Raw genomic sequence first — 13,187 nt, 5'->3', positions numbered from 1 at the left:
GCACTACCTGTACTTCACCGTCGACGACATCGACGAGGCCATCAAGCGGGTGGTGGAACTCGGCGGCGAGGTGGAGCCGATGCGCCCTGCGACGGAGGAGTGGGGCGCGTTCGTGGAGTGCCGGGACAACCAGGGTCTGGCCTTCGGCCTGCACGTGCCGCCGAAGCCGAAGAACTGAACTGAGCGAGCCCCCGGGGGCCGCGCACCGCTCGGTGCGCGGCCCCCGGCGGGCCCGGGCGCGGCTTCGCGCCCCAAGCTTGGCTCCGGGCGCGGTTAGCGCCCCCGGCTCACTGGGCGTCGGTGAGGAAGCGGCCCGGCACGAAACCGGTCCGCGCGGTGGAGAGGCCGCCGTCCACGGTGACCACCGAACCGGTCACGTACGAGCCGGCGCGGCTGCACAGGTAGATGGCGGTGCCGACGATGTCGTCGGGCCGGCCGATGCGTTGCATCGGGGTCACCGCCGCGATCTCCTCGCCCATCGCCTCGAGCACCCCGGCCATCATCCGGGACGGGAAACTGCCGGGGGCGATCACGTTCGCGGTCACCGTCGGCGCGAAGTCGTGGGCGAGCATCCGGGTGACGTGGTGGATGGCCGCCTTCGCCGCGGCAGCCGAGTAGGTGGGCATCTCCGGCACCCGCTGCGCGTCGGCGCTGCCGATGTTGACGATCCGGGCCGGGTCGTCGGCGGTGCCGGCCGCCCGCAGCAGCGGGGCCAGCTCCCGCACCAGGAACAGCGGCGCCTTCAGGCTGAGGTCGAGCACCCGGTCCCAGGCGCTCGCCGGGAACTGCTCGACCGGTGCGGTCCAGGCGGTGCCGGCGTTGTTGACCAGGATGTGCAGCTTCTGCTCGCGCTCGGCGATCTCCCGGGCCAGCCGGACGCACTCCTGCTCGTCGGAGAGGTCCGCCGGGATCGCCACGCACTCGCCGCCGCCGGCGGTGAGTTCCCGGGCCACGTCGTCGCAGTCGGACTTGGTCCGGGCGGTGAGGTAGACCCGCGCGCCGGCCTCGACGAACCCCTGGGCGATCATCCGCCCGATCCCCTGGGTGCCGCCGGTGACGAGTGCCGTCCTACCCGCCACCGAAAACAGCTCACTCATTGACAACCCTCCACAGACGAGATAGTGCGCTACGGTACGATTCAGAGCGGGCCGGTGCCGGTCTCCTCGCCGACGGCGAGTGCGCCGAGCGTGGCGTACGAGTCGCGGCCGGCCACGAAGTGCTGGGTGGCCGTACGCATGTCGCGCAGCCGCCGTTGCAGCGGCGACGTCTCGTACACGGCGGTGCCGCCGGCCAGCGTGTGCGCGGTGTCCACGACCTGCGCGCACAGGCTGGTCACCTGCGCCGCCGCCGCCCGCAGCCGGGCCCGCCGCAGCGAGGTCGAAGCCCCCACCGCCGCCTGCGCCTCGGCTGCCTCGGCGTACAGCAACGCCCGGGCCGCGCGCTGCACGGTCTGCGCCTCGCCCAGCCGGTCCTGGAAGACCGTCGAGGCGGCCAGCCGGCGCGCGCTCAACGCCGGCCGCTTGCCGTCGGCGGCCAGCCGGACCAGGTCGGCCAGCGCGCCGTCGGCCAGCCCGACCGCGACCGCGCCGATGATCAGGCTGGACTGCGCGATGCGGTGCACCGCTTCGGCGTCCTGCGCGGCGACCGCCCGGTGCCCGGGCACCCGCGCGTCCTCGACCGTCACGTCGTGGCTGGCCGTGCCGCGCAGCCCCAGCACCCGCCAGGTGTCCACGATCCGGGTGTCCCGGGCCGGCACGAACAGGATGCGGGTGGCCGGCACCCCGTCCGGCCCGACCGGCACGCTGCGGCCGGCGACCAGCACGCAGCTGAGGTAGAACCAGGCCGCCCGGGGACACCCGGTGACGAACGGCCACTGACCGCTGACCCGCCAGCCGTCGTCGGTCTCCCGGGCCCGGCCCTTGGGCGCCACCGCCCCGGCGACCAGGGTGTCCGGACCGTCGGCGAAGACGTCGTCGAGCGCCTCGGCCGGTGCACACCGCACGATCAGGTGCGACAGGGCCACCTGGCCGACCGTCCACGAGGTCGCGGCGTCGGCCCGGGCGAGTTCCTCCAGCACGGCGAGCACGTCGGGCAGGTCGAGCTGGTCACCGCCGTGGCTGGCCGGGGCGAACATCCGGAAGCAGCCGGCCTCGCGGAGGTCGTCGACGAGGTCGTCGGGGAGCCCACGCTGCCGCTCGACCTCCTCGGCCCGTTTCGCCACTCGGGACGCCAGGTCGCGTACCCGTGACAGCGTTGGGTTCACGTCCACTCCTCCTGTGTGCGGTGTGTCGTGTGCGGACCGTATCTCTCACCGGCGGGTGCTGTCCATGGCGAGGCCGCAGCGGCTAGCGTATGTCGGGAAAACAGCACACCCCACACGCTCGCCGCCTGGAGGACACCGATGACGACTTCCACCGACACCCAGGCCCGGGTCTTCGCGGTCCGGATGTGGACCTCGCTGCTGGCCACCCAGGAGTTGCTGTCGACGTACCTCGGTGTCCGCCTCGGGCTCTACGACGACCTCGCGGCCAAGGGGCCCGGCACGGTGCGGGAGATCGCCGAACGCACCGGGGTCGACCCGCGCTACGCCCGCGAGTGGCTGGAGCAGCAGGCGGTGGCCGGCATCCTCACCGTCGACGCGTCGCTGCCGGCCGACGAGCGGGTGTTCGCGCTGCCGGTGGCGCACGCCGAGGTGCTGACCGTCTCGGACAGCCCGGTGTCGATGGCCGCGTTGGCCGTACTGCCGCTGGGTGGCGTGGCGGCGGCGCTGCCGGCGCTGCTGTCGGCCTACCGCAGCGGCGGCGGGGTGCCGGACGCGGTCTACGGCGTCGACTGGCGCGAGGGCCACGCCGGCGCCAACCGGGCGATGTTCACCCACCAGCTGGCCGGCTGGCTGCGGCGGCACGCGCCGGACATCCACACCCGACTGGCCGGCTCGGCGGCCCGGGTCGCCGACGTGGCCTGCGGCGCCGGCTGGGCGGGCATCGGGCTGGCCCGGGCCTTCCCCCGGATCGCCGTCGACGGGTACGACATCGACGCCGCGGTGATCGCCGACGCCCGGGCCCACGCCGCGGACGCCGGCCTGACCGACCGGGTCTCCTTCGCCGCCCGGGACGCCGCGGACCCCGACCTGGCCGGCGAGTACGACCTGGTCTGCCTCTTCGACGCGCTGCACGAGATCGCCCGCCCGGTAGAGGTGCTGCGGGCCTGCCGGCGGTTGTGCGCCGACGGCGGCAGCGTGCTGGTGCTGGACGCGCGGGTGGCCGAGCGGTTCGCCGCACCCGGTGACGAGATCGAACGGTTCCAGTACGCGACCAGCGTGTTGCACTGCCTGCCGGCCTGCCTGAGCGAGCAGCCGTCGGCCGGCACCGGCACGGTGCTGCGCCCGGAGACCGTACGGGAGTTGGCGGCCGAGGCGGGCTTCGCCGCCGTCACCCAGCTGCCGATCGACGACCGGTTCCACCGGCTCTACCGCCTGATCGGCTGACCGCCACCGGCCCGCGCCGCAGTTCCACCGCGGCCCGCCACCCAGCGGGGTTCCGGCGGGCCGCCCGGCTGGCGGTTTCGGCGGGCCGCCCGGCTGGCGGTTTCGGCGGGCCGCCCGGCTGGCGGTTTCGGCGGGCCGCCCGGCCGGGTGACCGAAAGGGGCCGGCCACCCGCGGTGGTGGCCGGCCCGGCGACGCCCGGGGGGTCAGCCCCCGGCTTCGCGCTCGGCGATGCGGCGCAGCACGTGCTCCTGAACCGCGCCGAGCGTGGTGATCGACCGGGCGGTCTTCTCGTCGATCGGTTCGAGGTCGAACTCGTCCTCCAGCGCGAAGGCGAGCTCCATCAGGGCCAGCGAGTGGAAGCCGAGGTCCTGGACCAGGGCCGTCTCCGCGTCGCGGAGACCGTCGGGGTTGGGCGCCAGGTCGAGCACGATGGCCTGGACCTGGGCGCGGATCTGCTCGTCGGACTGCTTGGGCCCCACGACCGTCGGGGTCTGCTCACTCATGGTCGCTTCTTCCTTCCGGATCGCCCGGCTCACCGGAGCTGTGCGGGTTGATGGACGGGTACGGGTTCCGCGAGTCGGGTCGGGCTCACCGCGGGGGTCTGACAGCTGCGCAGCACGGCGGCGAGCACCGGCACCGCGGCGGCGGTCCAACCGGCGACCGCGGTGTCGAGGTCGCCGAACTCCTCCTCCAGCACCGCCAGCCCGCGCACCGGAACCACGGCGCCCAACTCCACCAGCAGCGGTCGCAGCCGGGCGTCGGAGACGAAGCGGTGCTGCGCCCAGCCGGCGGTCATCACCGGCACCGCGACCGTGCCCGGCGACAGTCCCTCGCGGGGAAGCATGTCGAGGAAGAGCTTCAGCAGACCGGTGTAGGAGCCCTTGAACGTGGGGCTCACCACGACCAGCAGGCCTGGCCCGCGGACCCGGTCGAGCACCCGTTCCAGGGGCGCGTGCGCGGCGGTGCCGGCGATCAGCCGCGCCGGCAGGTCCGCCCCCAGCTCGGCCAGGTCGACCAGGTACGGATCGCCGATGTGGACGCCGAGGTCGGCGAGGCCGGCGCGCAGCGCGCCGGTCAGGTGCCGGGCGACGGTGAGGGTGCGCGACCCCCGCCGGGGATTGCCGACCAGGACGGTGGCCGGCACCGTCAGTGGCTCCGTCGGTGGGTTCGCCCGCCCTGGCGCGTGCTGCCGCAGATCGGTCACCGGTCTCCTTCCGGGTCGGCCAGCAGCCCTCGGCGCCGCAGGATCGGCAGCACACCCTCGCCGAAGGTGTACGCCTCCTCCAGATGCGGCTGGCCGGAGAGGATCAGATGGTCCAGCCCGAGGGCGTGGTACTCCTCGATGCGGTCGGCCACCTCGACGTGGCTGCCGACCAGCGCGACACCGGCACCCGGCCGGACCAGCCCGTAACCGGCCCACACGTTCGGATGCACCTCGAGGTCGTCGGTGCGGCCCTGGTGCAGGGCGGCCATCCGGCGCTGCCCCTCGGACTCGGTCTGGCGGAACCGCCGCTGCGCCGCGGCGATGGTCTCCGGATGCATCCCCGCCACCAGCCGGTGGGCCACCTCCCAGGCATCCTCGGCGGTGTCCCGGCTGATCACGTGGAACCGGGAGCCGTAGGACAACTCGCGGCCCTGCGCGTCGGCGCGGTCGCGGACCTTCTTGACCAGCGCGGCCAGCGGCTCGGGCGGCTCACCCCAGGCCAGGTAGACGTCGGCGTGGCGGGCGGCCACCTCGTGCGCGGCGGCCGAGGAGCCGCCGAGGAACACCGGTGGCGTGACCGGATGCGCCCGGGTCAACCGGCCCGCGCGGACCTGATAGTGGGTGCCCTCGAAGTCGTACGGCCGGCCGGTCCAGGCGCGGGCGAAGATGTCGAGGAACTCGTCGGCGCGGGCGTAGCGCTGGTCGTGGTCGAGCCAGTCGCCGTAGCGCAGCTGCTCGTCCCGATCGCCGCCGGTGACCACGTTGAGCAGCAGCCGACCGTCGGACAGGCGCTGTAAGGTGGCCGCCATCTGCGCCGCCACCGCCGGGGACACCGAGCCCGGGCGTACCGCGACCATGAACTTCAACCGCCGGGTCCGGCTGGCCAGGGCCGCTGACACCAGCCAGGGGTCCTCGCAGAACAGCCCGGTGGGCACCAGGGCACCGGCGAAGCCGAACCGGTCGGCGGCGGCGGCGACCTGAGCCAGGTAGTCGATGTCCGGCGCGCGCCGGATGTTCTCCGCCGGGTCGACGGGCGCGCCCTGCGGGGTCTTCGCCACCTCACGGCCGTCACCGTGGGACGGGAGGAACCAGTGCAGGTGAAGTGGCATGTGGACCTTCCTGTCACAGCATCGATCGTGTGAGCGGTTGCCGTCGTACCGAAGGCACCGTCCGCTCCCTGCGCGGATACCAGGTCGGGCTGGTCGAAGCCTCTCAGCAGCCGGATGCGGTGTCAAGAGTGTGTGACGCCAGTGTCGTATTGGCTGGCGTTTGTCGACGTCGGTCAGCCGGGCCGGCCGGCGCGCAGCGGTGCGGTCGGTTCGGCGGCCAGCCGGGCGGCCAGTTCGGCGTAGCCGGCCAGGAACGCGGCCGCCTCGGCCTCGGTGTACGCGGCGGTGGTGTGGAAGAAGACGGCGCGCAGGTCCGCCGGGCCGACCGGGGCGACGGCCAGCTCGAACCGGAACCGGCTGCCCAGCCCGGGCGGCACCAGCAGCTCGAACCCGACACCGGCCGCCACCGTCCGGTGGCGCACCTCGGCCATCACGTTGAACAGCACGTCGTCGGCGCGCCGGCCGCCGGTGCGTACCACGTCCAGCGGCAGCATCTGGTACGGCAGGTCCTGGTAGGTGAAGGCGCCGATCGCCGCCGCGTGCGCCTGCCCGACCAGGTCGGCGAAGGTCGCGGCCTGCCCGACCCGGGCCCGCAGCAGCACCATGTTGGCCAGCAGACCGACCGTCTCGCGCAGCTCGGGGCGGGACCGGTTGGCGAACATCGAGGCCACCGCGAGGTCGTCCTGGCCGGTGACCCGGTGCAGGTGGTGGTAGAACACCGCCAGCAGCACCGAGAACAGGGTGGTGCGCTGGGCCCGGGCCAGGGCCCGCAGCCGGGCCACGGTCTCCCGGTCGAGGTCCACCGCCACGTCCGAGGTCGCCGGCGCGCCGTCGGCGGCGCTCTGGCCTGCCTCGGCCGGCTGACCGGCGTCGGTGGCGGGGGAGCCGAGCGCGGGCAGTTGGCTGTCGACCAGTTGCCGGCGCCAGTACTCCCGGTGCCGGCGCAGCCCGTCGCCGTCGAGCAGGTCCTGCTGCCAGCGGACGAACTCCGCGTACTGCCAGCCGGTCGCCGGCAGCGGCGCGGGCGCCCCGGTGGCCCGGGCGTAGAGCGCGCCGAGGTCGCGGAAGAGGATGCCGGTGGACCACGCGTCGGTGACCAGGTGGTGCAGGTTCAGGCAGAGGACGTGTTCGCGCGGTCCGAGCCGCCACAGGGTGGTCCGGGACGGCCACTCGGTCGGGTCGATGCCGGTCCGCAGCTCGGCGCGTATCGCCTGGTCGGCGGCGGTGGCCGGGGCGGGCTGGTCGGACAGGTCCACCCGCCGCGCGACGACCGGGGCCGGCGCGTGCACGACCTGGGCCAGCCGCGCCCCCCGGCCGGTGAACGTGGTACGCAGCGACTCGTGCCGGGCGGTGAGCCCGGTCAACGTGGTGTCCAGCGCGTCGGCGTCCACCTCGCCGGTCAGCCGGCACAGCAGGGGGCAGCTCAACGCGCCGAAGTCGGCGCGGTAGTGCTTGATCATCCAGAGCAGACGCTGGGCCACGGAAGCTGGTGTCTGTCGTATGTTCACGAAGCGACGATAGCGTCACTCCATTGGCATCGGTCAGCTCACTCGGTACGTTGTGTTGTATGAGCTTTGTCGTGCCGGCCCGGGTCGACACCACACTCACCTGGGACTACGAGGCCTCCGACCCCCGGATGGTGGCGCTCTACGAACGGGCCAAGTCGGCCCAGTGGAAGGTCTCCGACGTCGACTGGTCGGTGCATGTGCCGTTCGGCGAGCCGCTGCCCGACGACTCCGCCTTCGCGATGGCCGCGTTCGCCGACTCGCCGCTCGCGCCGCGCGGCCCCCGCGCCTGGGACGCGTTCCGGTGGGAGTTCCAGTCGTGGATGGTCAGCCAGTTCCTGCACGGCGAGCAGGCCGCCATGATCGTCGCGGCCCGGCTGGTGGAGACCGTGCCCGACCTGGACAGCAAGTTCTACGCGGCCACCCAGGCGGTCGACGAGGCCCGGCACGTGGAGGTGTTCTCCCGGTACCTGCGGGAGAAGATCCCCGAGCCGTACCAGGTGTCGCCGCCGCTGCGGGAACTGCTCACCGACATCCTGTCCGACTCGCGGTGGGACGTCACCGCGCTGGGCATGCAGATCATGGTCGAGGCGATCGCGATGGCCTCGTTCCGGTTGTCCAACAGCAGCTTCCACGATCCACTGATCAAGGAGCTGACCCACCTCGTGGCCCGCGACGAGGCGCGGCACGTCACCTTCGGGGTGCTCTCCCTCAGCGGGCTCTACGACCAGTTGACCACGGCCGAGCGGGCGGAGCGGGAGGACCTCGTCCTCGACGCGGCGGCGCTGATCCGCCGACGTTTCCTGCTCGACGACATCTGGGGGCGGCTGGAGGTCGACCGCGCCGAAGGGGTGGCCTTCGCCACCCACCACGAACTCATGATCAAGTATCGGCAGGCGGTCTTCTCGCGGGTGGCCGTCGCGCTCGGCCAGATCGGCCTGATGACCGACCGGGTCCGCACCGGGCTGGACCAACTGGGTCTGCTGCAGTTCGCCGGAGAGCGGCTGCGGGTACGGAAGGGACGTTGACATGACGGCCGCACGACGCAGCTTCGACCTGTCCGCCGTGGTCCGGCTCGGCGAACTGGGCGACCAGATCACCCCGTTTGCCCTGCGGGCCGCGTGCGACCTGCGCATCGCCGACCTGCTCGCCGACGGGCCACGGCCGGTGGACGAGCTGGCCGGGGCGGCCGGCGCGCATCCCGGCGCGCTGCTGCGCCTGCTGCGTGCGCTCGCCGCCCGGGGCGTGTTCACCGAGGTCGCCGACGCGACGTTCGCGCTCACCCCGCTGGCCGAGCCGCTGCGCGACGACCATCCGATGTCGCTGCGGGACAGCTTCACCCTGCTCGACTCCGACGTGCGGGCCTGGTCCGCGATCGGGCACACGGTGCGCACCGGGGAACCGGCCTTCGACCACGTGCACGGTCAGGGCTACTGGGCGTACCTCGCCGAGCATCCGGAGGAGAGTGCCCGGGTCGACGACTGGATGCGCAGCGTCAACCGGCTGCACCTGCGTACCGTGCTCGGGGCGTACCCGTGGCGTCGGTTCGGCACCCTGGTCGACGTCGGTGGCGGCACCGGCGGCTTCCTGGCCGGCCTGCTCACCCGCTTCCCGGCGGTCCGCGGCGTGCTGTTCGACCTGCCGCACGTGGTGGCGGGCGCGGCCAAGGTGCTGGCCGAGGCGGGGGTGGCCGACCGCTGCGCGGTGGTGCCCGGCGACGCCTTCGACGCGGTGCCCGCCGGCGGCGACGGCTACCTGCTCAAGACGGTGCTGCCCGGGTTCGACGACGACGAGGCCGCGCGCATCCTCGGCAACGTCCGGGCCGCCATGCGGCCCGACTCGCGGCTGGTGCTGCTGGAGGCCGTGCTGCCGCCCGGCGACACCTTCGACATGGCGAAGCTGTTCGACGTGCACGCGATGGTGCTCACCGGTGGCGCGCACCGCGGCGAGGACGAGACCGGCCGGCTGCTGGAGCGGGTCGGGCTGCGGCTGACCCAGGTCATCGGCACGCCCACCCTGACCGTGCTGGAGGCCGTGCCGGTCGACTGAGCCCGGGCCGGCCCGGTGAGCCGCCCCGGCCCCGGGCGGGTGCGGTCAGCCGATCCGGACCGGGACCGAGGCGTACGCCCGGAACGGGGTGTCCCGCTCGCGTACGGTCGGGCCGTCGGGCTCCAGCACGGCGAGGCGGGCCAGCCGGTCGAAGACCACGGCTCCCTCCATCCGGGCCAGGAAGGCGCCCAGGCACAGGTGGGCGCCGCCGCCGAAGGTGACGTGCGGGTTGTCCGCGCGGCCCACGTCCAGCCGGTCGGGCCGGTGGAAGCGACGCTCGTCGTGGTTCGCCGAACCGATCATCAGCACCAGCACCCGACCCCGCCGGACGGTACGCCCGCCGATCTCGATCGGCTCACGGACGTACCGCGCGGTGCCCTGGATCGGCGCGTCCCAGCGCAGGAACTCGTCGACGGCGGTGCCGACCAGCGTCCGGTCGGCGCGCAGCCGGTCGAGCTGGTCGGGGTGGCTCAGCAGGGCGGCCGCGCCGGTCGTGATCATGTGCACAGTGGTCTCGAAGCCGGCGAAGAAGGAGAAGACCGTGTTGTCGACGATCTCGTCGTGGCTGAGCGTGTCGCCGGACTCCTCGGCGTCGAGCAGCCGGGAGAGCAGGTCGTCACCCCGGCGGGCCCGGCGCTGGTCGAGCAGCGCGCCGAGGTGCTCGCGCAGCCACCGGACCGCCACGTCGGCCTCCGCCCGGGCGTGTTCGGGGACCACCGCGGTGAACGCCCGGCCGAGGTTCATCGCGTGGCGGCGCACGTCCTCGGTGGACTCCGGCGGGATACCCATCAGCCGGCAGACCACCCGGACCGGCAGCGGGTACGCCAGCTCGGGCACCAGGTCCATCCGGCCGGCGGCCAGGGCCGGGGCGAGCAACTCGTCGACCAGTTCCTCGACGTAGGAGCGCAGCTGGCGGACGACCGCCGGGCTGAACGCCCGGCTCATCAGCCGGCGCAGCCGGACGTGGTCCGGCGGGTCGCGGTAGAGCATGATCCGCTGGAAGAACGCACTCGCCGGGCCGTCGCCCACCGACACCTCGTGGTAACCGGCGGGGAACTCGCTGCCCAGTCGCGGGTCGTGTTGCAACGCGGTGACGTCGGCGAGGCGGGTGACGCCCCAGCTGCCCGGCCCGATCCGGCACAGCGGCCCGGCGGCGCGCAGGCGGGCGTACTCGGGGTACGGGTCCTCGACGACGTTCGGGTCCAGGGCGTCGAAGCGGGGTGCCAGGGCCGGTGTGCTCATCCGTCTAGTGTCTGTTGGGTTTGCCGCGCAGGCAAGGGTGGCATGACGACACACCACACACCTCCGGGTGCCCGCTGTGCTCGGCCGGTCCGGGCCGTGTCAAGGTCTCCGCCGGCCGCTGTCAATCCAGCCGGGTCGGTGCCTAGATGATCACAGGCCGTCACGTCGGCGTGTCGGATCGGCGTCGATCGGCCCCGGCATCGGGGGCGTCGACCTGCCGGCCCGGATGGATCGGCGTCGAGGGCTTCGACCAAAGGTGCTGCTCATCGTCGGGCGGTGGGTCGGCGTCGGCCCCGGGGCGGGTCGGTCAGGAGATCTTTCGGCGGAAGCACGGAAAGTCACATGCATCCTCGCCTATCAGAATTGATCGGGAGAGATAGCACGCGGACGTCCCAGTATTGAAGCCGATCGGTCATTCCCAGGCCGTGTACGTGCGCTCTAGGGTGTAACACCAGCAGGAGGGGGGAATAGTGTTGCCGATGGTCAAGGCCCGTAGAGTGAGCCAAACCGCCGTCGCGATTTCGGTCAGCGGCAGCGTCGACCGGAGCACCGCCGGGTACGTCACCCGGGTGGCCGAGTACATGCTGGACCACGTCGACTCGCGGCCGGATCGCGTCGAGCTGGATCTGACCGAGGTGACCGCCGTCGACGAGGTGGGGTTCGCGTCCCTGGTGGACGTGGCCGCCGGTGCCAGCGCGGCGGGTGCTGCGGTGGTGGTGCGGTGCGGTGCGGAGCGGGCAATGCTGGAGCGGCACCTCAGCGGGCGGGTGGTGGCGTCGGAGCAGATCGGGCGCATGATGCGTCGGCAGCTCAGGCCGGTGGTGCGCCGGCGCAGGGCCCATCCGGTGGTCTCCGAGGCGCGCGTGGTGCGCTGGTGCCCCGGCCCGTTGGCCGGTCGCAGTCGGGGCTGACCGGGCGCCCTCCGGGGTGGCTCAGGCAGGCCGGTGGTCGGGTCGGTGGGGGGCCGACCGACTCCGGACCTTTCCCCGCGAAATGTGTTGGTCGAATCGGTCCGATTCCGAACACTTAACCGGATTGTCGCGCCCGTGCCGAGGCGGATGCAATTTGCAGTACCAAGTGACGGCCGTATGACCGGCTGGGAAATTCCTCAATACGATGACCTCGGCCGACGCCGATATTTGCTGACTCAATTAATCGTGCGTGACTGTTATCCGACTGTGGCGCGGTCGGCACCCGGGTGGACGGGGTCCGCTCAGGTGACCGGAGCGGCGCGCAGCTCGGCCAGCGGCACGTCGGCGTCGGTGACCGCACGCCGGACCAGGCTGACGTAGTCCCGGACGAAGGCGTCCGCCCAGGCCGGATCGAAGTCGGCCCGCGAGCAGAGCAGCAGCGCGGAGAGCGTGTCGCCCTGCGGCACCACCACGAACTCCAGCGCGAAGCGCCGCCGCTCCAGCTGGGCCTCCATGTCGTCGAGTTCCTCGCCGGCCATGTCGGCCCGGGTCATCAGGCCGCCCAGCAGCTGGAACAACACGTCGTCGGTGCGCCCGGTGCCACCGGTCACGGTGTCCGGCGGGAGCAGCTGGTGGGGCAGATCCTGGTGGCGCATCGCCGCCATCACGGTGGTGCGGGTCTGCGCGATCAGCTCGCTCAGGGTGGTGCCCGGGGTGACGCGCTCGCGCAACAGCACCATGCTGGCGAAGAAGCCCACGGTGTCGCGGACCTGCGGCTGCGTACGGTTGGCGAACAGCGAGGCCACCGTGAGGTCGTCGGCGCCGGTCTCGGTGTGCAGCAGCGCGTAGAACACCGCCAGGGTCACCGGGAACAACGTGGTGCGGTGCTGGCGGGCGAGCTGTCGCAGGCCGGCCGTGGTCTCGGCGTCGACGTAGTGCTCGACGGAGATCCACGGCGGCTCGCCGTCGGGCACCGGACGCTGCCGGCGGGCCGGCAGCTTCACCAGGCGCGCGCCGCTGAGCTTGCCGGTCCAGTACTCCGTGAGCCGCGCCAGGTTCGCCCCGGAGAGCTGCTCGGACTGCCAGCGGGCCCACTGCGCGTACTGCCACTGCGGTGCGGGCAGGTCGGCCGGCTCGCCGGTCTCCGCGGCGTACAGGGCGCGTAGGTCCCGGGCCAGCAGGGCGTTGGAGTAGTCGTCGGAGCAGTAGTGGTGCAGGGTGAGCACCACCAGGTGGTGCCGCGGGTCGATCCGGAGCACCAGCGGCCGCAGCGGCCAGACCGAGGCGTCGACCCCGGTGGCCACCTCGGTGGCCACGATCCGGCGGGCGGCGGCGGTCGGGTCCGGCTCGGCCGACACGTCGGTGAGCGGCACCGGCACCGGTCGCGGTTCGTGGATCCGCTGGCGCAGCCGCCGGCCGGGCGGGAAGGTGGTCCGCAGCGGCTCGTGCCGGGCGGTGAGGGCGGCGACCGCCCGGGTCATCGCCTCGTGGTCGTACGGGCCGCGCAGGCGCCACAGGACCTGCTCGTTCAGGGCGCTGTCCCGGCCACGGTAGTGGTCCATCAGGGCCAGGAGACGTTGACCGACGGAAGCGGGTTCGTCACGCACGTGGTGAGCCTAGAACACGACACGACAGGTGTCGACAGTGTCGATGGCCCAGCCCAGCCGCCGCCCGGCGAC

At 73.1% G+C, this 13,187-nt stretch carries 12 protein-coding genes; 4 read left to right on the top strand and 8 right to left on the bottom strand.

Annotation, left to right across the window (positions count from 1 at the left end):
- Positions 1-287 precede the first annotated feature (287 nt).
- A complete protein-coding gene (locus C1I95_RS10680) occupies positions 288-1,097 on the bottom strand; it encodes an SDR family oxidoreductase (RefSeq protein WP_111213637.1) in 810 nt (269 codons plus the stop codon).
- 41 nt (positions 1,098-1,138) lie between these two features.
- A complete protein-coding gene (locus C1I95_RS10675; protein ID WP_233513478.1) occupies positions 1,139-2,263 on the bottom strand; it encodes an acyl-CoA dehydrogenase family protein in 1,125 nt (374 codons plus the stop codon).
- Between the two features lie 138 nt (positions 2,264-2,401).
- On the opposite strand from C1I95_RS10675, the gene C1I95_RS10670 reads away from it, so the two are divergent.
- Positions 2,402-3,487: a class I SAM-dependent methyltransferase gene (locus tag C1I95_RS10670; protein ID WP_111213636.1), complete on the top strand. Its 1,086-nt coding sequence runs from the start codon at positions 2,402-2,404 to the stop codon at positions 3,485-3,487.
- Between the two features lie 204 nt (positions 3,488-3,691).
- Here the strand turns inward: C1I95_RS10670 and C1I95_RS10665 are convergent, their stop codons facing one another.
- The 4 genes from C1I95_RS10665 to C1I95_RS10650 form a co-directional block, all read right to left on the bottom strand.
- Positions 3,692-3,991: an acyl carrier protein gene (locus C1I95_RS10665; RefSeq protein WP_111213641.1), complete on the bottom strand. Its 300-nt coding sequence runs from the start codon at positions 3,989-3,991 to the stop codon at positions 3,692-3,694.
- Between the two features lie 29 nt (positions 3,992-4,020).
- A complete protein-coding gene (locus tag C1I95_RS10660) occupies positions 4,021-4,692 on the bottom strand; it encodes an NADPH-dependent FMN reductase (protein WP_111213635.1) in 672 nt (223 codons plus the stop codon).
- Positions 4,689-5,801, bottom strand: a complete 1,113-nt coding sequence (locus tag C1I95_RS10655; RefSeq protein ID WP_111213634.1) for an LLM class flavin-dependent oxidoreductase — start codon at positions 5,799-5,801, stop codon at positions 4,689-4,691. Before C1I95_RS10655 ends, C1I95_RS10660 begins: the two co-directional genes overlap by 4 nt.
- Positions 5,802-5,974: 173 nt before the next feature.
- Entirely contained in the window at positions 5,975-7,309 is a 1,335-nt protein-coding gene (locus C1I95_RS10650) for a condensation domain-containing protein (protein ID WP_233513469.1), read from the bottom strand.
- Positions 7,310-7,368: 59 nt separating this feature from the next.
- Between C1I95_RS10650 and C1I95_RS10645 the strand changes: the two genes are divergently transcribed.
- Together C1I95_RS10645 and C1I95_RS10640 are read left to right on the top strand one after the other, a co-directional pair.
- Entirely contained in the window at positions 7,369-8,334 is a 966-nt protein-coding gene (locus tag C1I95_RS10645; RefSeq protein ID WP_111213632.1) for a ferritin-like domain-containing protein, read from the top strand.
- A 1-nt stretch (position 8,335) separates the two neighbouring features.
- Positions 8,336-9,355 carry a methyltransferase gene (locus C1I95_RS10640; RefSeq protein ID WP_111213631.1) on the top strand — a complete coding sequence of 340 codons (1,020 nt, stop codon included), beginning with the start codon at positions 8,336-8,338 and terminating at the stop codon, positions 9,353-9,355.
- Between the two features lie 45 nt (positions 9,356-9,400).
- Here C1I95_RS10640 and C1I95_RS10635 read toward each other — a convergent pair whose 3' ends face one another.
- Positions 9,401-10,597 carry a cytochrome P450 gene (locus tag C1I95_RS10635; RefSeq protein WP_111213630.1) on the bottom strand — a complete coding sequence of 399 codons (1,197 nt, stop codon included), beginning with the start codon at positions 10,595-10,597 and terminating at the stop codon, positions 9,401-9,403.
- A gap of 497 nt (positions 10,598-11,094) precedes the next feature.
- Here C1I95_RS10635 and C1I95_RS10630 point away from each other — a divergent pair, with 497 nt between their 5' ends.
- Complete coding sequence (locus C1I95_RS10630; protein ID WP_233513468.1) at positions 11,095-11,508, top strand: STAS domain-containing protein; 414 nt, start codon at positions 11,095-11,097, stop codon at positions 11,506-11,508.
- A 302-nt stretch (positions 11,509-11,810) separates the two neighbouring features.
- Here C1I95_RS10630 and C1I95_RS10625 read toward each other — a convergent pair whose 3' ends face one another.
- Positions 11,811-13,070 (bottom strand): condensation domain-containing protein, encoded by a 1,260-nt coding sequence (locus C1I95_RS10625; protein WP_111213640.1) that lies wholly within the window; start codon positions 13,068-13,070, stop codon positions 11,811-11,813.
- Positions 13,071-13,187: the final 117 nt, after the last annotated feature.

Origin of the sequence: Micromonospora craterilacus (assembly GCF_003236315.1) — a bacterium.
GTDB classification, from domain to species: domain Bacteria; phylum Actinomycetota; class Actinomycetes; order Mycobacteriales; family Micromonosporaceae; genus Micromonospora; species Micromonospora craterilacus.
Note: the sequence above shows the minus strand (reverse complement) of the source record. Positions and strands in the feature narration are given on the sequence as shown.